At 50.1% G+C, this 26,581-nt stretch carries 20 protein-coding genes; 19 read left to right on the top strand and 1 reads right to left on the bottom strand.

The window, feature by feature from the left end:
* The 3 genes from C7R92_RS10865 to C7R92_RS10855 are packed head-to-tail and all read left to right on the top strand — an operon-like array spanning position 1 to position 2,460.
* Complete coding sequence (locus C7R92_RS10865) at positions 1-1,008, top strand: branched-chain amino acid ABC transporter permease (RefSeq protein WP_106834263.1); 1,008 nt, start codon at positions 1-3, stop codon at positions 1,006-1,008.
* Positions 971-1,747 carry an ABC transporter ATP-binding protein gene (locus C7R92_RS10860; protein ID WP_106834262.1) on the top strand — a complete coding sequence of 259 codons (777 nt, stop codon included), beginning with the start codon at positions 971-973 and terminating at the stop codon, positions 1,745-1,747. Before C7R92_RS10865 ends, C7R92_RS10860 begins: the two co-directional genes overlap by 38 nt.
* Complete coding sequence (locus C7R92_RS10855; protein ID WP_106834261.1) at positions 1,744-2,460, top strand: ABC transporter ATP-binding protein; 717 nt, start codon at positions 1,744-1,746, stop codon at positions 2,458-2,460. The genes C7R92_RS10860 and C7R92_RS10855 overlap by 4 nt, the downstream gene beginning before the upstream one ends.
* 639 nt (positions 2,461-3,099) lie before the next feature.
* On the opposite strand, the gene C7R92_RS10850 is transcribed toward C7R92_RS10855, so the two are convergent.
* A complete protein-coding gene (locus C7R92_RS10850; protein ID WP_106834260.1) occupies positions 3,100-4,860 on the bottom strand; it encodes a sigma-54 interaction domain-containing protein in 1,761 nt (586 codons plus the stop codon).
* 134 nt (positions 4,861-4,994) lie between these two features.
* Between C7R92_RS10850 and C7R92_RS10845 the strand changes: the two genes are divergently transcribed.
* The 16 genes from C7R92_RS10845 (at position 4,995) to C7R92_RS10770 (ending at position 26,580) form a co-directional block, all read left to right on the top strand.
* Entirely contained in the window at positions 4,995-6,188 is a 1,194-nt protein-coding gene (locus C7R92_RS10845; protein WP_106834259.1) for an NAD(P)/FAD-dependent oxidoreductase, read from the top strand.
* Entirely contained in the window at positions 6,185-7,210 is a 1,026-nt protein-coding gene (locus C7R92_RS10840; RefSeq protein ID WP_069848238.1) for a 4-hydroxyproline epimerase, read from the top strand. Before C7R92_RS10845 ends, C7R92_RS10840 begins: the two co-directional genes overlap by 4 nt.
* A 33-nt stretch (positions 7,211-7,243) precedes the next feature.
* The gene (locus tag C7R92_RS10835) at positions 7,244-8,128 is read left to right on the top strand and encodes a dihydrodipicolinate synthase family protein (protein ID WP_106834258.1); all 885 of its coding nucleotides are present in this window, start codon (positions 7,244-7,246) and stop codon (positions 8,126-8,128) included.
* Between the two features lie 13 nt (positions 8,129-8,141).
* Positions 8,142-9,581 (top strand): aldehyde dehydrogenase family protein, encoded by a 1,440-nt coding sequence (locus C7R92_RS10830; RefSeq protein ID WP_106834257.1) that lies wholly within the window; start codon positions 8,142-8,144, stop codon positions 9,579-9,581.
* A 43-nt stretch (positions 9,582-9,624) separates the two neighbouring features.
* A complete protein-coding gene (locus tag C7R92_RS10825) occupies positions 9,625-10,629 on the top strand; it encodes a proline racemase family protein (protein WP_106834256.1) in 1,005 nt (334 codons plus the stop codon).
* Between the two features lie 153 nt (positions 10,630-10,782).
* Entirely contained in the window at positions 10,783-11,148 is a 366-nt protein-coding gene (locus C7R92_RS10820; protein ID WP_106834255.1) for a YisL family protein, read from the top strand.
* 158 nt (positions 11,149-11,306) lie between these two features.
* Positions 11,307-17,861 carry a carboxypeptidase regulatory-like domain-containing protein gene (locus tag C7R92_RS10815; protein ID WP_106834254.1) on the top strand — a complete coding sequence of 2,185 codons (6,555 nt, stop codon included), beginning with the start codon at positions 11,307-11,309 and terminating at the stop codon, positions 17,859-17,861.
* Between the two features lie 145 nt (positions 17,862-18,006).
* Positions 18,007-18,900, top strand: a complete 894-nt coding sequence (locus C7R92_RS10810; protein ID WP_106834253.1) for a MurR/RpiR family transcriptional regulator — start codon at positions 18,007-18,009, stop codon at positions 18,898-18,900.
* Between the two features lie 89 nt (positions 18,901-18,989).
* A complete protein-coding gene (gene nagB, locus C7R92_RS10805; protein ID WP_106834252.1) occupies positions 18,990-19,754 on the top strand; it encodes a glucosamine-6-phosphate deaminase in 765 nt (254 codons plus the stop codon).
* Between the two features lie 122 nt (positions 19,755-19,876).
* Positions 19,877-20,629 (top strand): hydrogen peroxide-dependent heme synthase, encoded by a 753-nt coding sequence (gene hemQ / locus C7R92_RS10800; RefSeq protein ID WP_017252188.1) that lies wholly within the window; start codon positions 19,877-19,879, stop codon positions 20,627-20,629.
* 116 nt (positions 20,630-20,745) lie between these two features.
* On the top strand, positions 20,746-22,419 hold the full coding sequence (locus C7R92_RS10795; RefSeq protein WP_244195716.1) for a YcdB/YcdC domain-containing protein: 1,674 nt from the start codon (positions 20,746-20,748) through the stop codon (positions 22,417-22,419).
* Between the two features lie 97 nt (positions 22,420-22,516).
* The gene (locus C7R92_RS10790) at positions 22,517-23,506 is read left to right on the top strand and encodes an aromatic acid exporter family protein (protein WP_083261649.1); all 990 of its coding nucleotides are present in this window, start codon (positions 22,517-22,519) and stop codon (positions 23,504-23,506) included.
* A 225-nt stretch (positions 23,507-23,731) separates the two neighbouring features.
* Entirely contained in the window at positions 23,732-24,106 is a 375-nt protein-coding gene (locus tag C7R92_RS10785; protein WP_106834251.1) for a DUF2642 domain-containing protein, read from the top strand.
* A 14-nt stretch (positions 24,107-24,120) separates the two neighbouring features.
* Positions 24,121-24,318, top strand: a complete 198-nt coding sequence (locus C7R92_RS10780) for a hypothetical protein (protein ID WP_106834250.1) — start codon at positions 24,121-24,123, stop codon at positions 24,316-24,318.
* Positions 24,318-25,826, top strand: a complete 1,509-nt coding sequence (locus C7R92_RS10775; RefSeq protein ID WP_244195715.1) for a glycosyltransferase family 2 protein — start codon at positions 24,318-24,320, stop codon at positions 25,824-25,826. The genes C7R92_RS10780 and C7R92_RS10775 overlap by 1 nt, the downstream gene beginning before the upstream one ends.
* 46 nt (positions 25,827-25,872) lie before the next feature.
* On the top strand, positions 25,873-26,580 hold the full coding sequence (locus C7R92_RS10770; protein ID WP_106834248.1) for a glycosyltransferase family 2 protein: 708 nt from the start codon (positions 25,873-25,875) through the stop codon (positions 26,578-26,580).
* The last annotated feature ends 1 nt before the right edge of the window (position 26,581 follow it).

Below are 26,581 nucleotides of genomic sequence, written 5' to 3'. Positions count from 1 at the left end.
ATGAATCCATCTCGAAAAAAAATCGCTGTTGTCCTGTTGCTCGCCGTCGCGTGTGTACTGCCTTTTCTGTCCAATAACTACTGGCTGGATGTTGCGACACTTGCCTTGTTCTACGTTGTCTTGGCCCAGGGGTTGAATGTGGTAGTCGGCTTTGCTGGATTACTCGATTTGGGCTACGCCGCCTTTTTTGCGGTAGGCGCTTATACGACAGGCATTCTGATGACGGTGTATCAATGGTCGTTTTGGCTGACCTTGCCTGTGGCCATGGTATTTGCGGCTATTGTGGGTGTGATCATCGGTGCGCCGACACTTCGACTGCGCAGTGACTACTTGGCAATCGTCACCCTCGGGTTTGGGGAAATTATTCGTATTTTAGCGATCAATCTTACTATTACCGGATCAGCTTCAGGCATTTACGGAATCCCGCGTCCTTCTATTGGGGGCTATGTTCTTGGAGGACAGATCGACTTTTACTATTTGAACTTGATCATTGCCGTTTTGGCGGTCGTGGCTGTAAAACGGTTGGGCACATCCCGCATCGGCAGGGCGTGGATGTATATCCGCGAGGACGAGGATGCTGCCGAGGCGATGGGCATTAACCGGATCAATATGAAGCTGCTGGCGTATTCGATCGGAGCTGTCATCGGGAGTCTGGCTGGTTCTGTTTTTGCTGTCAAAATGAGTGCGATTGCGCCGCTCAGCTTTAGCTTTACCCAGTCCATCATGATACTTCTGGCAGTGGTATTGGGAGGCTTGGGCAGCATTCCTGGCGTCGTCTTGGGCGCCGTGCTGGTCATTGCCTTGCCGGAGCTGCTGCGCTCAGTGGAAGATTGGCGGTATTTGATCTTCGGCGCCGCGCTGGTCGCGATGATGCTGTTTCGCCCCCAAGGACTGTGGCCTGCCCGCTATGAGATGAAACGAGGCGCTAGACGTAGCAAGACCGAGGAGGCTACGGAAGGGGGCAGTGGTAATGACGTCAAGCTTGACAATGAAAAATGTAACGCTTAAATTCGGAGGTCTGACTGCGGTAAACGATTTGTCTTTTGATATCAGCCGAGGCTCGATCAGCAGTATCATTGGCCCGAATGGAGCGGGGAAAACATCCGTCTTCAACATGATCACCGGATTTTACCGTCCGACTGCGGGGCAGATCATCCTTGCAGGCAACCAGCTCGTAGGAAAAAAGCCAAGCCAAATCACACGGCTCGGCATGGCGCGAACGTTTCAAAACTTGCGGCTGTTTCCGAATTTGACGGTCTTGGATAATGTCAAATCAGGCATGCACAGCCGCACGAGTCAAACCGTCTGGGGAGCACTCTGGCAGACAAGGGCACAGCGCCGAGAGGAACAGTTGATCGAGGATACGGCAAGGGACTGCCTTCGCTTCGTGGGGATGGAAGACAGTTGCTGGCGCATTGCCAAAAACTTGCCGTATGGCGCCCAGCGGTATTTGGAAATCGCGCGGGCCTTAGCTACCAAGCCGCGAGTGCTGCTCCTCGATGAGCCTGCTGCGGGGCTGAATTATGAGGAGAAGGAAGACCTGATTGCTTTGATTAAGCGAATCCGCACCCATTACGAGTTGACAGTGTTGATTATCGAGCACGATATGGGTTTGATCAAAAAAATCTCGGAAAAAGTAATCGTCCTCGACTACGGACAGAAGATCGCAGAGGGAACTCCCGAGAATGTGCTCAGCAATCCGCGTGTCGTAGAAGCCTACCTGGGAAAGGAGGAGGAGGCGATATGACACCACTTTTGACAATCCGCGGCATTCATTCGTTTTACGGGAAAATTGAAGCGCTTAAAGGCATCGACCTACAGGTACATGAAGGAGAGATTGTCGCATTGCTAGGAAGCAATGGTGCAGGCAAGAGCACGACACTCAAAACGATTTCTGGAATCGTTCGACCAAGCAGTGGAGATGTCTTGCTTCATGGACAGAGTCTCGTAGGCTGGGCTCCTCACCAAATTGTCGAGGCAGGCATCATCCATGTACCAGAAGGCAGGCGGATTTTTGCTGGCTTGACTGTGCGTGAAAACTTGGAGCTAGGCGGTTTTACACAGCGAAAAGAGAAGGCGGCCATCGCAGAGGGGATTGAGCAGGCTTTCGCGCTGTTCCCTCGATTGAAGGAGCGGAGTGAACAAATGGGAGGAACGCTGAGCGGAGGCGAGCAGCAAATGCTCGCAATCTGCCGCGGTCTCATGGCACGTCCAAAGCTCTTGATGTTAGATGAGCCGTCGATGGGGCTCGCCCCGATTATTGTGGTTGAGATCATGAATATAATCAGAGAAATAAACAGGCAAGGCACGACGATCCTTTTGATCGAACAAAATGCCAAGGCAGCGTTGAAGCTTGCTCATCGCGGCTATGTAATGGAGACAGGGCGCATCGTCATGGAAAATAAAGCAGACGTGCTTCGGGCCGACGATACAATCGTCAAGGCGTATTTGGGCGCGTAAGTAAGTGCCCGATGACAAAGGAGGAATCAAACATGGAATTGATCCGTATTTTGTCTGAGGTGTTGCCGCCTAAAGAGGGGCGACGTTTTCCTGGTTTTTGTTCGAGGTGGCGTGCGTTGTTTAAAAAGAGGCTGTAGTGGGGGGAAGAAGCGTATTTCCAGTCTGCGCTTCGGCCTACGCCCCGCAAGAGGGGATTGACTGCCCGCTTCGGAATGAATGGCGGGAGCGCTTCAAACGTAGAAGTTTCGAAGACGTATTCCATAAGTGAAGCTTAAATTCCCCGCCATTCCTTTCTACGCTAGGTAGGGCTCCAGAGGCGCTTGGACTGGAAATCCGCTTCTTCTTACGCGGCTTTTGTAAAACATGATTGCAAGTCGATTCAAGAAGGATAATTGACTGTTCGCAAAGCATTGACTTTAAAAACGAACCACTAGTTCTTCACAGTCATAATTCGATAACGCAAGAAGGAATCTCCCTTGAGCTGACCCAAAAAAGATTTGAAAAAGCAGGACCACACCTAACTGCTCGAAAGCCCTGTCACATGTTTGGAAGGAGACCGCCCGAACGAAGAGAGGATACAGGCGACTGGAAAACATGTGGCAGGGCTTCCCCCAACACAACCGTTATGAGACAACGTTTTTACTTCCCCAATTTGTTATAGAGCGTGGCCCGCGATATGCCAAGTCTTTTCGCAGCGGCTTGCTTGTTGCCGTTTTCCAGCTCGATGGCTCGCAAAATGACACGGCGCTCATGCGCTTCGATTTCTTCTTGCAGAGAAAAGAGATCGGGAGGGAGCTCAATCGGTACCTGTTTCGTCTGACCTTGCAAGGAATACGGCAAATCTTCTTCTTTAATAATACCGTCTGTCGCAAATACCACCAATCGCTCAATGGCATTTCGCAGCTCGCGAATGTTGCCTGGCCAGTCGTATTGGAGCAGGTTTTGCATCACATTTTGCGAGATGGCATGAATGGGACGGTTGTAACGTAAAGAGAATTCATAGAGAAAAAAGTGGGCGAGTTCAATCGTATCTTCAATGCGTTCTCGAAGAGGAGGAATTTTCAGCGTCACGACATTGAGCCGATAGAACAGGTCTTGGCGAAACTTTCCTTCCTTCACTAACTCCTCCAAATTTTTATTCGTGGCGGCAACCACGCGGAAGTCCGCCTCAATCTGCTTGGTCCCTCCGACCGAATAATATTTTTTCTCTTGAAGCACGCGAAGCAGCTTCACTTGCATATCGAGCGGCATTTCTCCTACCTCGTCGAGAAACAGCGTTCCACCACGTGCTAGCTCAATCATTCCTTTTTTCCCTTTTTGATCCGCACCAGAAAAGGCACCTTTCTCGTACCCGAACAGCTCACTTTCAAACAAAGTAGGCGAAATCGCACCGCAGTTGATGGCGATAAAGGGCGCATTGGAGCCTTCCCGTACATCATGCACGGCTTTGGCGAAAAGCTCCTTGCCGACGCCACTTTCCCCTGTGATCAAGACGGTTGCTTGTGTAGCGCTGAGCTTTTGGATCATGGACTTGATATGGCGAATGGGGAGACTCGTTCCCTTGATCTGTGCAAATGGATCAGGGGTCGGACTGAGCTTCGCCATTTCTTGCTGTAAGTGGTTCACTTTTTTGTTGGCGTTCAACAGCTCCTGATTCAGTCGGACCTGGCTCGTGATATCGGTTTCCGCCGCGACAGCACCGATGATTTTGTCATGCAAATAGATCGGATTGGTATTGATGAGCACGACGAGATCCTCCCGCGGCTGATGCTGATGACGGTAGAGAGACTGTCCGCTTTGCAGAGATTTGAGCGTTTCGAGCATCTCGAGCGGGAAAAATTCGGTGATCGGGCGACCAATCGTTTCTTTTGCTTTCAAGGAAAAGATTCGTTCAGCCCCTTCTGTCCAAACCATCACACGTGCTTTTTCGTCGATGACGGATATAGAAGCGTCCATGGTCTTGATCATCGTCTCGAAATACGCTTCCAAGATCTCGTACGAGGAAAAAATGGCTTGTATGACTGCACCTCGATGAAGGTAGCCGATAGGGACTCCGGGCTGTTTTTCGATCAGGAGATAGTTGTGAGTAGCTAGCAGGTGGATAGCGTCGGCCAATGTTGAATCCAGTGTCGTCACAGCAGCTGGTTCCCAAGGGGCTTGTGTGCAATCGATCGTCAAGTTGACGGTTAAATGGGAGGAATTGGCCACATACCAGGTAGCTTGACGCTGGACAAATACAGGAATGGTTTCGTCCAACTGAGGAGGGAGAAGCTCTTGGGCGTTAAAAATCCGCAGGTTTGTCTGTATCAACTCGGTTAAGGCAGGAAGTTTGTGATTCAACTCGATCATCCCTTTTAAAAGAGGTAGTTCAAGTGTATAAAATTTTGAACATTTTCTCATTTATTATACATTCGCTCTTTCGGTTGTCAAAGAATTTAGACGAAATATTTTGGGAATCTCACTTGGAACGATTGGCATGGCTTTTGCAAAAAAGAGTAAGAGAGTAGCAGAATACGCATTTGAGGAGAATCAGCATGACAGTACAAACCCATGTGCAGATTGCGGTAATCGGCGGTGGCATAATCGGTGCGGCGATTGCGTATTACGCTGCGAAGGCTGGATTGGATGTCGTTGTCCTGGAAAAAGGCGAGCTGGCATCAGGGACGTCCTCACGCTGTGACGGGAATATTTTAGCGATCGACAAGGACCCCGGCTTTGACAGTCAGATGTCCCTGAAAAGCCAGATGCTCGTTGATCAGCTGAGCCGGGAGCTGGACCATACGTTTGAATATCGGGCCCCGGGAAGCATTCTCGTCTGCGAATCAGAGGCAGAGATGGAAGCCGCTCATGAATGGGTGAGACGGCAAAAGGAAGTCGGACTGCCGTTTCGGATGCTGGACCGATCAGATATTCGGCAGGAGTCGCCTAACTTTGCCGACGACTTGCTGGGAGGCTTAGAGTGCGCCACCGATTCTACCGTCAATCCGTACATGCTGACCTTTGCCCTGTTTGAAGGAGCGAAAAAGCATGGAGCGAGGATTATGCGCCGTACAGAGGTCAAGTCGCTAAGACGTGATCAGGCGACGGGGACGTTTCACATCGGGCTTGGTACAGGCAGCATGACAGCCAAGCAGGTCGTCAACGCCGCGGGAGTATGGGCGCCAGTCATTGGCAACATGGTCGGGGTGGATATTCCGATCGTTCCGCGCAAAGGGCATTTGATCGTCGCCTCGAGACAGATGCCTGTCGGCGTGCGAAAGGTGATGGAGTTCGGCTACCTCATCTCGAAGTTTGGCGGAGTGCGACAAGTAGACGAGGAGACAGAGAAGTATGGAGTCGCGCTCGTATTTGAACCGACAGAAAGCCAGAACTTCTTGATTGGCTCCAGTCGTCAGTTTGTAGGCTTTGATTCGCGGATTGATCTGAATGTCGTCAGGTGCATGGCGAGAAGAGCACTGCGCTTTTATCCGAAGATCGCCGACTTCGCCATCATCCGCACGTATTGCGGTTTGCGCCCGTGGACAGAGGACCACTTGCCGATTATTTCTCGCGTAGAAGAAGTTCCTGGTTACTTTATCGCGGCTGGTCATGAAGGAGATGGAATCAGTCTGGCTGCCGTCACAGGCAAGCTAGTGTCCGAGATGCTAGTCGATCAGACAGACACCATTATTCCGACAGAGCCGCTGCGCTTGGAACGGTTTACGAAAAAAGGAGTGTTGCATCCATGAAAGCAACGAGGGTGTTTACCACCATTGACACGCATACCGGGGGAAACCCTACCCGGACGGTAATCAGTGGTCTGCCAAAGCTTACTGGGGCCACGATGGGAGAAAAAATGCTGCAGATGAAGGACAAGTATGACTGGATTCGCACGTTTTTGATGTATGAGCCGCGCGGGCATGATGTGATGTCGGGTGCCTTGATTGTTGACCCATGCCATCCAGATGCGGATGTGGGAGTGATCTATATCGAGACAGGCGGATACTTGCCGATGTGCGGCCACGATACGATCGGTCTATGCACAGCGCTGGTGGAGACAGGCATGATCCCCGTGACTGAGCCGGTGACAAAGCTTACGCTCGATACGCCAGCAGGACTGGTCGAGGTAGACATACAGGTAGAGGGAGGAAAAGCCAAGGAAGTATCGTTTGTGAACATTCCAGCCTTCCTCTATCAGCAAGATGTGACGGTAGATGTAGAAGGGATTGGAGCGGTGACCTGCGATATTGCGTACGGTGGAAATTTTTATGCCATCACAGATGCACGCAAGCTCAATCTCGAACTGACGCCAGCCCATGCATCCACCATTGTCGATACGGCTGTCACGATTCGAAAAGCGATTAATCAGGCCATGGAGATCGTTCATCCAGAGAAGCCGTTTATTCGCGGACTGACCCATGTGGAGTTCTTTACGGCCCCTGACAATCCGGGAGCGGATGTGAAAAATACCGTCGTCGTACCGCCGGGCGGAATCGACCGATCGCCATGTGGAACGGGCACTTCCGCCAAGCTGGCGACTCTGTTTGCCAAAGGGGAGATCGGGATAGACGAACCGTTTGTGCATGAGAGCATCGTCGGTTCTCTGTTTACAGGAAGAGTGCTGCAGGTGACGGAGGAAGGGGAGCTGCCTGCTGTCATCACCCGAATTGCAGGCTCGGCCTGGCTGATGGGTAAGCATACGATTTTTTACAATCCGGAAGACGAGCTGGCGAATGGCTTTTTGCTCATACCAGCCGCAACTGATCATTAAAACACAAACCCAAACGTGAGAGGAGAATGAAAAATGGCAAGATTTGAAGGAGTGTACGTGGCGATTGTCACACCGTTTACAAGCGACTATGAGGTGGATTACAAACGCTTGACGGAATTGTGTGACTGGTTGATTCAGGAGGGCGTAGACGGACTGGTTCCGTCCGGTTCGCTGGGAGAATACGCGACAATGACAGGAGAAGAGCGGGCAAAAGTCATTCATACCGTGATCGCTGCCGCAAAAGGTCGAGTACCGGTGGTTGTAGGCTCTGCTGCCCCGTCTACCCGTCAAGCAGTGGAATGGGTGCAATTCTCCAAGGATGCGGGAGCAGCAGGTGTAATGGCCTTGCCTCCGATTAACTACAAGCCATTGGAAAATGAAGTGTTTGCCCACTATGAGGCACTGAACACAGTCGGGCTGCCGATTATTGCCTACAACAATCCTCACGATTACAAAATCGACCTGACACCGGATATTTTGGCAAGACTGGCGAAGTTTGAAAATATCGTCGCGGTGAAGGAATTCTCCGGAGACGTACGCCGCATGCAGGACATTCTTGCCCTGACGGATTTAGAAGTCATGGTCGGTGTAGACGATCTCGTCATGGAGGGTGGCTTGATCGGGGCGACAGGCTGGATCTCAGGTGTACCGAATGCACTGCCAAAAGAAGGAGTGGAGCTGTTCCGTCTGGCACGGGCAGGCAAGCTCGCCGAGGCACAGGCGCTATATCGTCGATTGTTGCCGTTGTTCCACTACGACGCGAGTCCACAATTGGTACAGTCGATCAAATACATGATGGAGCTGGCAGACTTCCCAGTAGGACCGACTCGTCCGCCGCGTTTGCCGTTGTCTGAAGAATACTACGCGGGCATTAAAAAGGCGTTTGACTACGCTGTCGGCGCTGCAAGTGGACGATAGGGGGACGGGCAGAATGCACAGCAAAAACTGGATTGGCGGCGAATGGATGACGCCGTCAGGGAAGGAACTAACGGTCAAGAACCCATCGCGTATCACAGAAGAAGTCGGCGTTCTGCACCTGTCTGATCGGTCACATGTTTTTGCCGCTGAACAGGCAGCTCGTGCGGCACAGATCGGCTGGGCAAAACAAACGGGGGCGGCTCGTGGCGAAATCCTTTTTCAAATGGCTGCCGCACTAGAGGCAAATGCAGACAGCTTGGCACAGCTGGCAAGCCGGGAAATGGGCAAGCAACTTGGCGAGATGCGCGGAGAAGTGGCGCGCGGGGTCAGTCTGTTGCGCTATTATGCCGGAGAAGGGATGCGTTCCAACGGCAACCTGATTCCCTCTTCAGATACGAACGTTCTGCAATACAGCCGTCGTATCCCGCTCGGAGTCGTGGCGGTCATCACTCCATGGAACTTCCCCGTTGCGATCCCCATCTGGAAGATCGCCCCTGCACTCATTTGCGGGAATACAGTCATCTGGAAGCCAGCGGAAAATGGTTCGCTCACAGCCACACGACTAGCTGAAATATTTGCGGAAACAAAGCTGCCTGCGGGTGTGTTGAATCTGGTAATTGGCAAGGGCCGAGAGATCGGCAATACACTCACGAATGAAGCCGAAGTCGATGCAGTCAGCTTTACTGGCTCATCTGAAACAGGCAGACAGATTGCCATCGCGTGCGCGGGTCGCAATATCAAGTATCAAACCGAGATGGGCGGAAAAAATGCGGCAGTCGTTTTGGCTGATGCTGATCTGGATAAAACGGTTCCGATTTTGCTCAGTGGCGCGTTTCGATCGGCTGGTCAAAAATGTACGGCTACCAGCAGGATCATTGTAGAAAAAACGATCTATCAGCCACTGGTCGAGCGATTGCAATCGGCTATGGAGACGTGCCGGGTAGGAGATGCCAGCGATCTGGAAGCGTATTTGGGGCCAGTTGCCTCGGCTGCACAGTATGAGACGGTTGGGCAATACATCGCATTGGCTAATGAGGCAGCAACAGTCATTGCCCAAAGCCCATCATATGCAAAAGAGGAGCAAGGCTATTACATCCGTCCCCAAATTGTCGAGGGTGTCGCTGCCAATCATCGCCTCGTTCAGGAGGAAGTGTTCGGACCATTGGCTGTGCTTTTGACAGCAGACGGTTTTGACGAGGCAGTAGAGCTGTGCAACCAGTCTGTATACGGACTGAGCGCTTCGCTGTTCACCCGAGATTTGGCGAGTGCCCATCGCTTCTTGGATATGGCGCAGGCGGGAATGGTTCGTGTCAATCAGGAGACGGCAGGTGTGGAATACCAGGCTCCGTTTGGCGGCATGAAGCTGTCCAGCTCACATACACGGGAGCAGGGTCAGGCGGCGCTTGATTTCTACAGTACGACGAAAACATGCGCGATCAAATACGCGTGGTAATCCATCGAGCTTTTCGCCAATCGCATAAAAAGGTGAGGATGTTATGCACATCAATCAGTTGTTTACGACAATCGAGGTCCATACCGGAGGGGAGCCCCTGCGCATCATAACAGGCGGCATCCCACCGCTCGCGGGCGAGACGATTCTGGAGAAGCGCCGCTATTTTCGGGAGGAGCTGGACTATATCCGGCGGGTCCTTATGTATGAGCCGCGCGGGCATCATGGGATGTACGGTTGTGTCATGACAGAGCCTGTCAGTCCAGATGCGGCATTTGGAGTGCTGTTCATGCATAACGAGGGCTACAGTACCATGTGCGGGCATGGAATCATTGCGGTTGTGACGGCTGCCATTGAGACTGGAATCCTTCGGCTGGAAGATCCAACAGAGCGTATTGTGATTGACAGTCCAGCAGGAAGAATCATTGCACACGCTAACGCGGAAGGATCGCTGGTCCATTCCGTCTCGTTTGAAAATGTCCCCTCTTTTGTTTTGGCACAAGACGTTCCTATTGAGTGGGGAGGACGTACCTTTTCAGTGGACATTTCTTTTGGCGGAGCATTCTATGCAGTAGTACAGGCGGAAGATATCGGGGTTCAGGTAGAAATGGAGCAATTGGCCGAGCTGCAAGAGTGGGGCAAGCGAATCAAGGAACAAATCGAGGCGACAATGGAGGTTGTTCATCCGTTGGAACCTGAGCTTAAAGGCATCTACGGGGTGATTATCTCGGATAAGCCGAGAGTGAAAGGATCAGACCTGCGCAACGTGACGATTTTCGCCGACAAGCAGATCGATCGCTCACCATGCGGTACAGGTACTGCGGCTCGCGTAGCCACTTTGCATGCGCGAGGCAAGCTGTCCGCTGGAGAATCATTTGTCCATGAAGGAATTGTCGGGAGCCAGTTTATCGGCAAGGTGGTAGCAACCACACAGGTGGGGAGCTATCCGGCTGTCATTCCGAGCATAGAAGGCAAGGCGTTCATCACAGGTCTGCATCAATTTGTCGTGGACCCTACGGACCCGCTGAAAGACGGATTTTTACTGCGATAGGATCGTTTGCTAGAAAAAAGAGGTTGCTGATCACAGGTAGCCTCTTTTTCATCCCCCAAAAAGCCTAGTCACAATACTGCCACGCATTGGGACATCAGCATTTTTCCCCTTCTTCTGGTATAATGGACAAGATTGAATTTAGGAGTAAAGGGGTTGGATTTTTTGCCGTACAAAGCGTTAATTGAAGCGCATGTGGGTAGCTGGGAAGTCGCATTCGTGCTCTTGATCGTTGCCTACATCCTGTATCGTGTGGGTAAAGCAAAAGCAGGCAAGATCGTACATATGCTGCTCAGACTCATGATGGTCATCATTCTTGTATCGGGAGCTTGGATGCTTTTCGTGGGTCACGCAACAGATTTCTATTTCTACATGAAGGGCATCATCGCGGTTATCGCCTTTGGTTTGATGGAAATGTCTCTGGGCAAAGCAAAGCGACAAGAAGGCAGCATCGGCTTCTTCATCGGCTGTATTGTCGTTTTGGTGCTGGTTATTCTGCTTGGCTATCGCGTATTTATGTAAGATAGGCAATACAGGAAGGAAAAGGGTTTCCTCGCAAGAAATATTTGCGGGCGAAAGCCCTTTTTTTGTTGGGACGGGCACGGACAAGCCAATTAGCAAAGGGAGGGCGGGGCCATATCACTCTATGTACATATGTTAGAGGGGAGAGGTGAGGAAAAATGGCCTATCCTTCTGACAGTCGATTCATTCCGTTTACACTCGGCGGAAGTCCTTTCGGAGACGTCCCAAACGATGAAAATCCCGGCTCTGTCGACATGGTAGGAAACGCTACGTTTCCCGTTGCCTTTTTGGCGTATGATGGAACAACTCTTTATTTTCGGATGAGAGTCAACGAAGATCCAAGAAATTCACAGAAAACAGGCTTTCAAAATTTTGCCTGGGGATATTTAATCAATACAACGGGAGTGGCTGGCACATACCAATGGATGTTGGGCGTGCAAGGCTTGCGTAATCGTATTGTGTTGATTCAAAACACGATTGTTGAATTCAACTCGTGGACGGATCAGGCAGAGGGCACAAACGGCAGTGGAGCGCCGAACTGGCAAGCGCCGATTGTCAATTTTGACACGGCTCGTGTGCGGCTTACGAATGACGGTTCTAATTTTAGCGGCAATCCAGATTTCTTCATTGATCTCGTCATGCCAGCAGCTACGTTTTTTTCAACGATCAGTGTTACCTCTCTTACTTCCCTTCGTTTTCTTCCGTTTACCTCTACCAATGACAACAATTACAACAAGGACTCTCTGCGGACCAGTGAAGGTTTTAGCTTTGTCAATTCCTTGAGTAATACGACTACGATAGCGACGGGAGACGTACGGGCCAGTCTCGCAATCGACAAGCAGCTAACAGCAGGACCGGCAGTCGTTACCACAGGACAACTATCGCAATGGACGGGATCGATCAGTGTTACCAATACGGGGAAGAACCAGGCAATGACAGTCGTTGTCAACGATTTGATTGAGCTGGATCAGGTAACGGCTTTTACAGTAAATACAACAAGTATCGGCTCTGTCATCTACAATCCCCTCACGAAGGTGCTCAGCTGGACGATCGGCAATTTGGCCGCTGGTTCTACTGCCAGCTTGTCATTTACGGTCAATGGGGTTTTCGCGGTCTCTCCAGTCGGAACGCGGCGGTTAAACACAGCGACAGTCACGGGCGTAGACAGCTTCTCTGGCGGGATGCTTTCTCCTGTTCAGGATAATATTGTCATCACGGTTAACTTGGCTGGAAGTGTTGCTGGCGTAGTCCTTGACCAGTCCACGAACTTGCCTGTGGCAGGTGCGCATGTCGAGCTGTATGATTCGATTCCCGTACTAATCGGAACGACGACAACGGACACAGATGGTGCCTATTCGTTTACTGGATTGGCTCCTGGTCTGTATTCTGTGTCGGTGACCGCGCCGACTTATGACCCAAAAATTCAGTTCGTGAGCGTTTTAGCAGGGCAAACCACAAGATCAGACATTCTGCTTCCTCCGAGTCCAGGTCAGGTGAATGGGACGATAACAAATACCGGATTGGCACCCATATCAGGGGCAGTGGTAAAGCTCATTAATACGACAGGTGTGACCGTAAACCAGACAGTGACAGGGGGAGGGGGGACCTATTCGTTTACCAATGTCGTGCCGGGTGCCTATACCCTTGCAGTCAGTGCGGATACATTCCAGCCAGCAACAGTCGCAATCAATGTCATTCGAGCCCAGACGACTACACAAAATGTAGTGCTCCAGACATCCGTTGCCCAGCTATCCGGTCTGGTGACAGGTCCGGGTGGTATACCGATTGCAGGGGCATTGGTGGAAGTGCTGAACCAGACAGGTATTACGCTGACGGAAACGACAACAAATGGAGCTGGCACGTATCTGCTGACCAAGCTCGCAGAAGGTGTTTATCAAATCCGTGTCAGTGCCGCAGGCTTTTCCACACAATTAGCTGGAATCAGTCTGCAAGCGGGCGATGCCAAAGTCCTTGATTTTTCTTTGACGACTGCATTTGGAACGGTAAGTGGAACCATTTCCGATGCGCAAACGGGTGAGGAAATCCCAAATGCGAGCATCAAGGTGGTAACTCGTTCGGGAATTGCTGTAGGAGAGACATTAACCGACGTGAATGGAGACTACTCCTTATCTTTACTAGGTCCCGAAACCTATGTCCTTACGGCTGCTGCTGAGGGGTATGCGGGCCAAACAGTGGGGATAGAAATCATTGCTGGAGCTACTACAACGGTTGACCTCCAATTGGAAAAGCTGGCAGGGGTATTGAATGGGACTGTCTCGGACACAGGGAGCAATCCGCTTGGTAATGCCACTGTCATTGTTATGAAGGGAATCGTTCCTGTGGCGCAGGCCATTACCGACAGCGCTGGCACCTTTTCCTTCCCGCACTTGGCCCCAGGCACGTATACCGTAACCGCTTCGGCTTCTGGTTATTCCACTGTTGTGTTGGGGGCAACTGTACTGCCTCAGGAAATAGCGTCCCTTGCTTTTGTCCTGCAAGCTTCTCCGGGATCAATCGCAGGACAGGTGGTCGACAGCGGCAATCAGCCGATTCAGGGTGCCACTGTCATCATTAGGGAAAATACGGCAGCAGGTGCAGTTGTCGCTACGGTATTGACTGATGGAAACGGACAGTATGTGGTACCTAATTTGCTACCGCAGGCGTACGTTGTCATCGTATCTGCTCCAGATAAAACGACAGTGATCATAGGGGCAGTCGTCACCTCATTGACGACAACAACGGTGAATGTACAACTGGCAGATTTGCCGGGAAGCATTTCAGGTTCGATTTTCGATGCTACGTCGGGTCTACCGATCACAGGTGCTTCGATAGAGGTTAGCGTGTTGAACCAAGCTGGGGCAATCATCGCCCATGCAAATAGCGATCTGTCTGGAAATTACGTGATCACAGGGCTTGCACCCGGAGTTTACACCATTACCGCTCGTGCAACCAATTATGAAACGAATAGTGCTTCCGCCACTGTACTTGCGAATACGAATACGCCTGTCAGTTTGTCGTTGTTTGCGAGTCCGGGTGAGATCCAAGGACAGGTGCTCGCTGCAGGGACTTTACAGCCGATTACTGGTGCACAGGTAAATGCACTCGATTTCAATGGCTCCGTCGTGCATTCGGTATACAGCGATAGTCAAGGAAGCTTTGTTATCACGGGCTTGGCAGCAGGTCAATACGTCATCAGGGCTTTAGCGGATGGCTTTCAAACCAATCATGTCGGAGCCGTTGTGCTCGCGAATACAACTACTCCTGTCCAGCTTCAGCTCAACCAGGATTTCGGTTTTATTAGCGGGACAGTAGCACCTGTCGTACCGGGAACCAGCATTCAATTGTTTGATATCAATAACCTGTTGATCGGTACTGTCGTCGCAGATGGGAATGGGGCATTTTCATTTTCAGGGGTCGCACCCGGCTCTTATATCCTTACAGCTACCGCTCCTGGCTACGCTGTTCAATCTGTTGGGGTGATCGTACAGCCTGGGCAGACGACCAACGTTTCATTTGCGCTTACCCCGAATCCGGCCAGTATTTCTGGAACCGTGCTAGACACGGGGATGCAGCCGATTGTCAATGCCGTTGTCTGTATACTGGATTTGAATGAGACGACAATAGGCTTTGGCTATACGGATTCAAACGGTGCCTATATAATTGGCAACCTGCCTGCTGGATCATTTGTCGTGGTGGCAAGTGCCCCTGAATATGTTACAGGCTCGGTTGGTGTTACACTTGGACCCGGTGAAAATAAGACCGGAGTAGACTTTACCCTTGAGGCAAATGCAGGAGGGATTAGTGGACAGGTGACGGATGCGACAAATCCCGTGATAATCATTGCAGGCGCCGTTGTACTGATTCGTTCCATAAGTAACGGAAATGTAGTGGCTACAGCAAGTACCGACCAGACAGGTAGCTATTTGATTCAACATCTGTTGCCTGGTGCTTATACCGTCACGGTAAGCGCGCCTAGCTATGCTGATCAATCAGTAGGGGCCAATGTAGTCAGTGGAGAAACAACGGGGGCGAGTGTGGCGCTCTTGCCAATGCCTGGGTCCATCGTGGGAAGTGTCATAAACAGCTTGGGTGTACCTGTTATGGGAAGCGAGATCAACGTCAAGCTGATGGATAGCAATCAAGCCGTCATACAGAGCTTGCTCGCGAATGAATCGGGTGTATTTTTCATTGGGAGTGTCGCTCCCGGTGTTTACACCGTTATCGCGTCAGCGCCTGGCTATGCCGTAGGAAGTATCGGCGTGATCGTGACGGCCAATACGGCAACTTCAACGACTGTTACGTTACCTGACTTGCCTGCGGGTATCTCGGGTGTGGTGACCAATCAGATGACGGGATTCGGGATTCCGGGAAGCACCGTGCTCATTACGGATGGCCATGGCGTTGTGCTTGCTCAATTATTGACAGATGATCAAGGCAATTTTTTGGCAGAGAAGCTTCCGCCGGGTGTCGTAAATGTAACCGTTTCTGCGCTGAATTTTGTATCTGTCTCGCAGGCAGTTATTTTGCAAGGAGGCATGACCACCAACTTTCAGCAGCAATTAGTTCCCAATCCCGGAAGTTTATCCGGTGTTGTGACTGATCTGGAGACGGGCTTGCCGATCATTGGTGCAACGGTAATCGTCTTCGACAGCACCCGTGCCGCTGTGGGCTCCGTATTGACTGATGCAACGGGTAACTTTTCACTTGATAGGCTGGCTCCCGGAGGGTACACCGTCAATGTCAATGCAACTGGATATGCAAGCGATGTGGCTGGCGCACAGATACAAGCAGGGGCTGCGTCTGTATTAAGCTTTGCGTTAAACGAGTTGCCCGGTGGGATAGCTGGTACAGTTCGAGAGGCAGGTACGGCCTTGCCGATTGCCGGTGCGGTCATTACTGTTCGACAGGGAAGTCCGTCTGGAACGATATTGGCTATTGTCCTGACGAATGCGGAGGGTCAGTACATGGTAAGTGGACTGTCTCCTGGGAGCTATACACTGATCGCAAGTGCTACAGGATTCGCCGCTGAGGCTTCAACAGCTATGGTCGGATTGGGAGCGACTACCGGTCTTGATTTTTCTTTGCAGAGTCTTCCTGCAAGCGTCACAGGAGAAATTAGTGACGCCCTTCTTGCCACGCCATTGCCGAATACGCTCGTCCGCTTGTTGGGCAACAATAACACGATTATCTTTTCAACCCAGACAGACGCTCAAGGTATATACTTCATGGATGGATTTGTGGCTGGAAATTACACCATTTTGGCAAGGAACGAAAGCTATCAGAGGGAGAGTGTCTCCTTTGATGTAGCTCCTGGGGGTACAGCTACAGTCAATATCCCACTGGACCCGAATCCTGGTGTTTTGCAGGGCACTGTCAGGGATGCACTTGATGGTACGCCACTGGTAGGGGCGGAAGTGTTGATCTTTTTCCCTGGCACAAACAACTTGTTGTCTCGGACGATTACGGACGGTCTCGGTCAGTTTAATATCGACGGCTTGGCGCCTCTAACCTATACACTTGCGATTAGCGCTCAAAACTACACTACCCAACCTGTTGGTGCGACGATCTTTTCCGGACAGACCACTACGATTGAAGTGGGGCTTCCCCCTTTTCCAGCTGCTGTAACGGGTCAGGTACAGGTATCTGGTGGAGGAGTTGTTTCCAATGCATTGATACAGGTGAAGGATTCTCACGGGACATTGTTCGGCAGTGCGATTACAGATGACCTGGGCAACTTCGCTGTTGGCAATCTGCCGCCAGGAACGTATTTCATAAGCGCAAGTGAAGACAACTACGCAGCGGCAACGCAGAGCATCACCGTGACTGCTGGACAGACACTTGGCGGAGTCATTCTGACGATGTCTCCTCAACCAGGCAGCATCTTCGGACAGGTGACCAATCAGTTGACGGGACTCCCGATCACAGGGGCAGCTGTTGCGATTCAGCTATTTTCTAACGGCTTGTTTGTGGCCAACACCGTTACGAACCAGAGTGGGCAATTCAAGGTGAATGGCTTGACGGCTGGCGTGTACAATGTCATCGCAAGCGCAGATGGCTTCGGTACACATTACAGTACAGTTACGGTCGCAGGTGGACAGACGACCGTAGCGACAGTAGAGCTATTGCCAATCGTGGGAACGATATCCGGGATTGTTCTCTTGCCGGACGGAACCCAAGCCAGCGGAAACAATATTCAATTATCGCTATTCAACTCAGCTCAGATTCGCCTGCAAAATATTCTGGCTGAGCCGGATGGAACGTTCCATTTTGTCAATGTCGCTCCGGGGAAGTATACCGTTATCGGGACCATCCCGGGCATTGGTACCGGTCAGGCACAAGCGGTCGTTTTGCCGAACCAAACAACCTTTATCATCATCCGCCTTTCTCAAACGGGTACGATACAAGGAACGGTTCGATCCGGTTTGACAGGTTTGCCAGTTGCTGGAGCGACCGTGTATGTGCAAACGGTGAATCAACCAATCAGAAAGACGGTGGTGGTCCAAACAGACAGCTTCGGTAGGTATAAGGTGAATGATCTTGATCCTGGCTCCTACTTGGTTGTTGCCAACGCGATGGGGAGTGGAGAAGCGAGAGGGACAGTGACGCTAGGTGCAGGGGAAATCGTGACGCTCGATCTGGTGCTGCTTCCAGCAGCAATGAGCGGATCTTTGCGGGTCGCAGCATGTCCGACCATTTTGTTTACCTCATTTTGACATTTTGGAGAATTACTCCACTAAAAATAATTAATATGGCGGATAACTCCTTTTTTGATATAATAGCTGTAGAAATACAGCTATTTTGTTTTGGGTAAAAACAACTGAGAAAATCCTGACATTTATTCAAGGGGGAGCGAGCCATATGGTGAAACAGCAGGAGGAGCTGTCCCATCCATTGACAGCTACCATCACGAAGACAAATACGCTTTTGCATATTCAGAGTCTCCTTCCCTCCTTTACGAAATCGGAGCAAAAGGTTGCCCACATCGTCCTACAGCAGACAGATAGCGTGATTTATTCTTCGGTGATTGACCTTGCCGAAAAGGCGGGAGTAGGTGAGACGACCGTTTTGCGATTTTGCAGGAAAATAGGCTTCCATGGCTATCAGGAATTTAAGCTGGCATTGGCGCAGGAATTGGTTCATCCAGTCAAAAACCTGCATGGCGAAGTAGGAGAAGACGATTCGCTGGATATCATCACGCACAAAGTAACCGCAACCAATCAACAGGCGATAGGGGATACCTCAGCCCTGTTTCAGCTAGAACAGCTGGAGCGCTGTGTAGACCTTTTGCAAAAAGCAAACACGATCCATTTTTACGGAGTAGGTACGTCAGCGGTAACAGCCCAGGATGCCAAGTACACATTCTTGCGGATCGGGCTTCGAGTGGACGCTTTTAATGAATCACATCTGCAAGCGATGGCTGCAGCGACTCTGGGACCGGGGGATGTCGCGATCGGCTTGTCTGTATCCGGCAGTACGAAAGACACCATTGATTCATTGAAAGTCGCCAAGCAGGCAGGCGCAACTTGCATTTGCCTGACGCACTATCGACGCTCACCGATTACGAATGTAGCGGACATTACGCTTTTGACCGCAGCGCAAGAAGGTCCGTTGCAGGGAGGCTCTCTCGCAGCCAAAATTGCACAGCTGCATGTTCTGGATGTTATTAGTACCACAATAACAATGCGCAACAAGGAAAAGGCCCTTTTATATAAAGAGAGAACAGCGAAGGCTGTACTGGAGAGAAAATACTAAAAAGGAAGTTCAAAAAGTCGTCTTTTGATCATGGAGTAGTACTGGGAGACTTTTTGAATTTATCTTATATTGGATAGGAGTGGTTGGAAATGAAGCTCGTGATCGTGAAAGATTACGCGGAGCTCAGCAGAAAAGCTGCTGAAATGCTCGTAAGCGAAGTAAAGGCAAATCCGAAGACCGTCTTTGGCCTTGCAACCGGAGGCACACCAGTAGGGATGTACCGTGAGCTGATCAAGCTGTCGCAAGCAGAGAGCATCGATTTTTCGCAAGCGAGCAGCTTTAATCTGGATGAATACGTCGGACTTTCCTCGACTCATCCGCAAAGCTATCGCTCGTATATGCAAGAAAACTTGTTCAATCACATCAATATTCCTGCGGAGAAAACATATGTGCCAGCTGGGAATACGACAGATCATTTGGCAGAATGTGCACGCTATGAGGAAGCGATTCGTTTGGCAGGCGGGATCGACATCCAGGTGCTGGGGATCGGCAATAACGGACATATTGGCTTCAACGAGCCTGGCTCCTCTGCGGAATCATTGACACGCGTGGTCCAGCTCACTGACAGTACGATTGAAGCAAATGCCCGCTATTTTGATAGTGTGGATCAGGTTCCGACTCAGGCAGTTTCCATGGGGATCAAGACGATTCTTGGCACGAAAAAAGTCGTACTGCTCGCAAGTGGAGAGGCAAAGGCTGAGGCAGTGCGATTGATGCTGGAGGGTGAGCCAACGGCAGATGTACCCGCTTCCTTATTGCAATTGCATCCGAATGTAACGGTCATTGTGGATCACGGGGCAGCGAGCAAGCTGACAACCTCCGTACTGGCAGGAACGAAACCAAGCGGCAGCTAATGCACCGCTTGGTTTTCATTTTTTCTTGTTCACCAATCTGTTCCGAATACGCACTTGTTCCTTATGCTATACTGGGAATGTTGCAAGAAGGTCACCAGATTTTTCAAAGGAGCTGATTTAGAATGAGCGCAAACGAAGCGTTGCTTACATTAGAAGGTTGGTATACGTATCATAATTTCCGCACCATCAATTGGGAAAAGTGGAAAGCAGCGTCCGCAGCAGAACGCCAAGAAGCGTTGGACGAGCTGAATACATTGATCCGTACATGGGAAGCGAATGAGGGCGAGAACCAAGGAAGCACGGCTGTCTATTCCATTCTCGGGCACAAAGCAGACCTCGTGTTCATGTTCCTGCGTCCAACCATGCAAGAACTCGATGAGATCAAAACAGCGTTCAATAAAACTCGCTTTGCTGCCTATACAGAAGCTCCTTATTCGTATGTATCCGTAGTAGAGCTGAGCAACTATGTACATAATCCAGGTGAAGATCCAAAAGCGAATCCGCACGTGCGCGACCGCCTCTATCCGATCCTGCCAAAATGGGAGCACATCTGCTTCTATCCAATGAACAAAAAGCGTGATCTGCAAGACAACTGGTACATGCTCTCCATGCAGGAGCGCCAAGAAATGATGCGTTCCCACGGCTTGATCGGTCGCTCCTACGCAGGTCGCGTGAAGCAAATCATCGGTGGCTCCGTTGGTTTCGACGATTGGGAGTGGGGCGTTACCCTCTTTGCCAACGATCCGCTGGAATTCAAGCATATCGTCTACGAAATGCGCTTTGATGAAGTGAGTGCACGCTTCGGTGAATTCGGCAACTTCCTCGTAGGAAACGTATTGAACGTAGAAACATTGGCGAAAAAGCTGGAAGTATAATCAACATCCCCAAAAATCCGCTGTGCGAGATAGTCGCATTGGCGGATTTTTTTATTTGAGCCTTTGTTATTCAGAAAAGGTAAAATTAGGCTGTTTTGAATTGGAGAGGTTGATTTGTGTTAGAACGTACTTCATCGTGGGGACTTTCACTCGGCGTGACATTGTCCATTTTGATGACGACTGTGTTCGCTACAGGAGCGGCTGGAAGTTTGGCTCCAGTCGTACATGCAGCCGAGAAGACACTTTCGGAGGAAGAGGCAATCGCGCTTGCCCAGAAGCAGTTGAAGAATCTTGGTGAGTACAAGCTGCTAAGTGCCGAATTCGTGGACGGCATTGAAATGTTATGGGGAAATTCAATATGGTATACCAAGTGGAGTAAGGAAAATGGTAGAAATTTTGGTGTTCAACAGGATGCAATATCAGGGGAAATATGGGTATATGAGTATCGTGGGGAAGAACGGGAATTGGATACAAATCAAAAGAAGCTTACAGAAGATCAGGCGTTTCAAGTGGCGACTCAATTTCTTAAGCAAGTAGCGACAGAAGAACAACGGAGCCGCTTATCCAAGCCCAATGAATATCCTGATTCGGACATTTTCCATACGCGTGATAAACCGGGAATAGATGTCAACTTTACTCGTATCGAAAACGGGATTCCTTTTCTGGAAAATGGGTTTCGACTGATAGTGGGCTATGATGGGGAAGTGATCTATTTTGAGCGGCGCTGGACAGAGGGGAAACTACCAGATGCTTCGAAAGTCATAGAGATAGCGGAAGCTGAGAAGAAATGGGATGAAGGGGCGACTCCAACATTTTTGTACAAGGATATGGCGTCCAGCTTTCGTAAGGAATCTGAATCATACCAGCTCGTTTATGAATTCCAGAGAATCGACCCACAATTTGTCGATGCCATCACAGGAAAGATGCTCGATTCGTATGGACAGGTTGCTAAAGAAAGGAAGATACAGCCTTTAGGGAAAATCGTTCCTCCAACCCCAACAGAACGAAAGCTCATTACGAAAGAAGAGGCGCAAAAAATAGCAGAGCAACAGCTCAAAAAGCTCCCTGGTACATACCGTTCGAATGGCAGGATCACTGAATCAAACTCAGGATCTGATGAAATGAGCTGGTTTTTCGAGTTTATTTCGCAACCAGGGGATGGTGAAAAGTCAGATACTGTAATAATAGCGATTGACGCCCTTGGAAATTTAGTCCATTACAGTGTGAATGCAAAAATCAGGTTCAACGAGGAGAGCAAGAAAATAGAAAAGGGCATTACCTGGGAACAAGCACAAGAGAGTGCACGAAAACTCGTACAAACATTCTACTCCGATCAGTTAGGAAAAATTTATGCGGTCGATTACGTTCCGCGAGAGAAAAGGATCAAAGAAATCTGGGAAAACGATGAACCGTATGAAATCGAATTTGGCTATCTGATCAACGGCAAACCGGTAGTTGATACCATCTTTCAAGTCGATGTTGACGCTGAGACAGGGGAAGCAGTGGATCTGTATAACCATTTTTATAACCATGGACCTTCGGGTGATTCATCTCTTCCCCCAAAAAATGAAGAGGCTATCGATCTGAATACGGCGAATAAAGTCGTGAAAGAGAACAAGAAGCTCATGCTCACTTACTTTCATCCAAAAGTAAGGGGGAGTTATGGAAGAGATAAAATGCTTGAACAACCACTCCTCGTCTATCGTTATGTGGGAGAGAAAGGGCTCGTCACACCAGATGGCAAGTGGCACAGTTTTGCAGAGGAGCGCAAGAGGAATAGACGCCTTTGAAAATTAACGAAAGCTTGTCTTTGGTTCCCCGGTACTTTTTGATACAGTATAGTGAGATGAAACAGCTAAGCATTTTTGACAGCGGAGGGGAACAAGACTGGGCTTTCTCAAGTTTAAAATTGGTTATCGTACGTTAAAAACAGCCATTGGAACGGCTATCTCGATTCTGATCGCCCAGCAGCTAGGCTTGATGTATGCTTCTTCTGCGGGGATCATTACGATCTTGTGTATCCAAGTAACAGTCAAGCAATCGTTTCAGACAGCGTGGAATCGGATTCTAGCTAGTTTATTGGGGCTGGGAATTGGGGTCTGCCTGTTTTCCCTTATGGGCTATACGCCGCTTGCCATTCTCCTTTTCATTTTGCTTTTCTTGCCGCTCGCAGTGCGATTTGGCATTCAGGAAGGCTTCGTCAACAGTATGGTTGTACTCATGCACCTGTATTCTTCCAAGAGAATTGACGGGATGCTACTGCTGAACGAGGTCGCTTTGCTCGTCATCGGAGTGGGTGTAGCCTTATTGGTCAATCTGTACATGCCGAGCCTCGATAAAGAGCTAAAAGGGATGCAAGTAAAGGTGGAGAAGCTGTTCAGCAAAATCTTGCGGGAGTTCTGCTATTACTTGCGTCACGGAGAAAGTGATTGGGACGGGAAAGAATTGATTGAAACAACAGGGGTATTGGAAACGGCGATTCGTTTAGCCTCGCGAGATGTTGGCAATCGATTGGGCCGCCGCAACGATTCGTACTACGAGTATTTTGTGATGCGACAAAAGCAGTTCGAGCTATTGGAACGCATGATGCCGATCGTCTCTTCCTTGGATCATCAGGTAACAGAGAGCCATCGGATCGCAGATTTTCTCGAGCGAATCAGCGCCTCGGTGCACCCGGGCAATACCGCCTACCGCTTTATCGACCAACTGCGCGTGATGCAAGAGGAGATCAAGGCAGCAGATTTGCCGCGAACGCGAGAGGAATTTGAGACGCGTGCCTCGCTGTTCTATCTTCTTCGAGAGATTGAGAGCTATTTGTTCATCAAGCATGAGCTAGGCAAAAACAGGGACGAAAAGGCTCAGACGGCAAAGAGTTAGACAAGCAATAGTGCGTAACTATGAAAGAATTGTAGAATATCGAGGGAGGGGCTGCGAATACGTTCGCAGTCTTTTTTTGTTTTTCGATAAAAATTCCGTGAACTTTTCATTAAAATCAAAAAATTGCACCGTTGTCCTAGTACGTTTTTGAACTTACTTGTATACGGTGTACAAGCGGCGAAAAATAAATCAAAAGAGTAGGATCAAGGAGATGAGAGTGACCAGATGAAATTAATTGTGAATGAAAAAGAGTTGAAAGAGTATTTTCAAGGGCTGCGGCGTCTCGTCTGGGGAAAAGAACGGACAGACGAAGGACACGCAAATGACAAGGAAGAAGCCATTCGCAGTTCGCTTCGCAAAGAGCTGTATGCAGATGAGTTCGCCGCATTTATGCAAGAAAACCACAGTGATTTGCGACGTGATTCTTTTCGAAAAGTGCTGCTGCGTTATTTGCATGAAACCGTTGAGCTGGGAACAGATGCAGGGAGTGTCACAGGCGTCCTGGATGAGGTTGGCCGGGACTATGCTGAAATCATAGAGTCAGGCGGTACTCGTGTGCTGATTCGTTTCGCGCAAATTAACTCTGTTCAAGAGGTGTAAGGAGGAGAAGACAAATGAACTATGCACAGAAATTGAGAACGTTTATAGGCGATAGCGTACAAGTCGTAACTGGATTTGATGTGGTTTCCGGTGAGTTGCTCGGTGTGACCAATTCGACATTAACCGTGCGTGCAGCAAGTGAGCCAGGCTATGGCAGCGGTCAAACAGTTGTATTTCAACTCGACCGCATCACGTATGTGCGCGTCGTCTAATGGCTGGGCGGCAAGGGAGAAGGGGCCAAGCGCCCCTTTCCATTCTCATTCCTGCCATGCATGGGACAGCTCATCTGCCAAAGCTGATTGCCGTTTGTAAGCAGCTTGCCCCACTGGAGATCATTGTGATTTCGAAATGGACCCTGGAGCTTGGCGCTGGTATTCGCGCCGTTTCTGCAGAGGATGCTGAGAATCTGTTTTCATGGAGGAGAGAGGCTGCGAAGCATGCGAGAGGGAGTGTCCTGCTTTTTCTCGGCGAAGAGCAAATCGATTCGCTGTCTGGATTGCAGCGCTTCTTGTTCCCGATTTTATATGGAAAGGCACAGGTCGTTTTGCCCCAGCATGATTCTCGGAACAGAAAGATGATAAAACCACAGCCCATCCACAGTTTTTCCTTGCTGGTAAATAACCTCTTCGGTCGCTCTGACCTGCGTGAAGCTTCCTTGCTGGACACACCTCACGCGATGACCAGAGAGGCACTTTCCAAAATCGGAGTGGAACAGTTGGCACAGCCTGCACAAGCCCACAAGCGGGCAGTTGTGGGCGGGCTGTCTATTACCGCGCAAATCATAGGAACGGGGACGGAAGAAAGGTTGTTTTTGCCTCAGCTCCACGGTTCGTTGCTCAAAGAGCTCTCTTTGTATGAAAAGCTGGTGATTGCCGAACAGCTTGATCTTGTCTCACATCTTCCTTTTCGTGGTGGATTGTCCGATGGAGGCAGGCGAAGAGATCTAGCAGAGAATGTGAGCGGTACAAACAGAGGTATACCAGTTACGCAGGTAGGGAAATGGCCCTTGCGACAAACAAGTCTGTACAGCGGGAAAACGGTATCCGTAATCATTCCAGCCCTTAACGAAGCAGCGACAATCCAGCAGGTGATCCGTGAAGTTCTTCGGCTGGAGCCAGTTGAAATTATAGTGGTCGTCAATGGCTCGGATGATCAAACAGCACAGCTTGCCCGTGAATGCGGAGCGACGACCGTAGAGTTCCCATACGCATTGGGAGTAGACACAGGACGGGCGATTGGGGCTAGTTTGGCGAAAGGCGACATCCTGCTGCTTGTCGATGCGGATGTGATCATGACCGCGCATGATTTGTATCCATTTGTACTCGCATGCCAGTGCGGCGTGGATGTTGCGTTGAATGATGTTTCTATTTTTTTGAATCAGCCTTGCGCTGACAACGTTTTTGTGGCTTGTCGCCAAGCTCTCAACTTGGCTTTGAATCGTAAAGATTTGGGGATCGGGTCTATGGTGACCGTCCCCTTTGCCTTACGCAGGGAGGCGGTTGCTCCGCTCGGGTGGCCCATACTGCTTTGCCCGCCTAAAGCACAAGCAGTATACGCACAGGCAGGTGTAAAGATGGAATTGGTTCATCAGGTGAACAGCTTCTCCTCCAACCGACTCCGGCCAGAAAAACACTTCGCCAGCTCCGGAATGCCCCCTGCCGTCGAACAGATTGCGGGTGACCACGTGGAAGCCATGCAGTTTCTGGTGAAAGGACGGTAGCGAGGATGCGATGTGAAATCAAGAAGACTGGAAGGAGGGAATGAAATTGGCAAAACAGCGAATAGAGGGTCTCGTAAGTGTCGTTATTACGAATTTTAACAGGGCTGCTTATATACGAGAGTGTCTGGACAGCATACTTCAGCAAACCTATGAGAATTGGGAAATTGTCCTGATTGATGATGCTTCGACGGATCAATCGGTAGAAGTCGCCAGAGAGTGGCTGGAACAAAATGAAAGGTTTTTTCCGGGAGACAATCAGGTACTGATTCATGCGCTCCCTCGCAATGTTGGCTTTGCGGGTGCCATCAACTGCGGACACTACATGAGCCGAGGTGAGTTCATCGCGAATCAGGACTCGGATGATTTCTCTCATGTCCTGCGCCTTTCGCGGCAGGTTGAGTATTTAAAAAGTCATCCCCAGATTGATTTGGTCGGTACGAATTATTACGCGTTTTCGTCCGATCACCCGGAAAAAAAGGAGCTTGCTACTTGGATCAAGTACGGCGATGACATTCGCAAGGTATATGGGAAAGGCGGACACTGTGTCTGTCACGGTACCTGCATGTTTCGGGGGCGCTTGTTTGATCAGGTTGGTGGCCCGACTCGTCGGATCGACGGTGCAGAAGACTACGAATTTATCGCCAAAGCCTTGAATGCGAGAGCAGACGTCAACAATATCGCAGAAGCGTTGTACTATTACCGAATCCACGCTGAGCAGCGTTCGGCGCACTATTATCGGAAAAAGGGGGTGTGAA

It is taken from the genome of Brevibacillus porteri, assembly GCF_003013475.1.
Lineage (GTDB): Bacteria > Bacillota > Bacilli > Brevibacillales > Brevibacillaceae > Brevibacillus > Brevibacillus porteri.
This window is presented reverse-complemented; position numbering and strand designations above follow the sequence as displayed.

Coding starts and splice junctions, on each gene's coding strand:
- C7R92_RS10855 (WP_106834261.1), top strand. CDS start 1,744: ATGACACCACTTTTGACAATCCGCGGCATTCATTCGTTTTACGGGAAA.
- C7R92_RS10780 (WP_106834250.1), top strand. CDS start 24,121: ATGAACTATGCACAGAAATTGAGAACGTTTATAGGCGATAGCGTACAA.
- C7R92_RS10810 (WP_106834253.1), top strand. CDS start 18,007: ATGGTGAAACAGCAGGAGGAGCTGTCCCATCCATTGACAGCTACCATC.
- C7R92_RS10825 (WP_106834256.1), top strand. CDS start 9,625: ATGCACATCAATCAGTTGTTTACGACAATCGAGGTCCATACCGGAGGG.
- C7R92_RS10840 (WP_069848238.1), top strand. CDS start 6,185: ATGAAAGCAACGAGGGTGTTTACCACCATTGACACGCATACCGGGGGA.
- nagB (WP_106834252.1), top strand. CDS start 18,990: ATGAAGCTCGTGATCGTGAAAGATTACGCGGAGCTCAGCAGAAAAGCT.
- C7R92_RS10860 (WP_106834262.1), top strand. CDS start 971: ATGACGTCAAGCTTGACAATGAAAAATGTAACGCTTAAATTCGGAGGT.
- C7R92_RS10845 (WP_106834259.1), top strand. CDS start 4,995: ATGACAGTACAAACCCATGTGCAGATTGCGGTAATCGGCGGTGGCATA.
- C7R92_RS10850 (WP_106834260.1), bottom strand. CDS start 4,860: ATGAGAAAATGTTCAAAATTTTATACACTTGAACTACCTCTTTTAAAA.
- C7R92_RS10865 (WP_106834263.1), top strand. CDS start 1: ATGAATCCATCTCGAAAAAAAATCGCTGTTGTCCTGTTGCTCGCCGTC.
- hemQ (WP_017252188.1), top strand. CDS start 19,877: ATGAGCGCAAACGAAGCGTTGCTTACATTAGAAGGTTGGTATACGTAT.
- C7R92_RS10830 (WP_106834257.1), top strand. CDS start 8,142: ATGCACAGCAAAAACTGGATTGGCGGCGAATGGATGACGCCGTCAGGG.
- C7R92_RS10785 (WP_106834251.1), top strand. CDS start 23,732: ATGAAATTAATTGTGAATGAAAAAGAGTTGAAAGAGTATTTTCAAGGG.
- C7R92_RS10835 (WP_106834258.1), top strand. CDS start 7,244: ATGGCAAGATTTGAAGGAGTGTACGTGGCGATTGTCACACCGTTTACA.
- C7R92_RS10775 (WP_244195715.1), top strand. CDS start 24,318: ATGGCTGGGCGGCAAGGGAGAAGGGGCCAAGCGCCCCTTTCCATTCTC.
- C7R92_RS10815 (WP_106834254.1), top strand. CDS start 11,307: ATGGCCTATCCTTCTGACAGTCGATTCATTCCGTTTACACTCGGCGGA.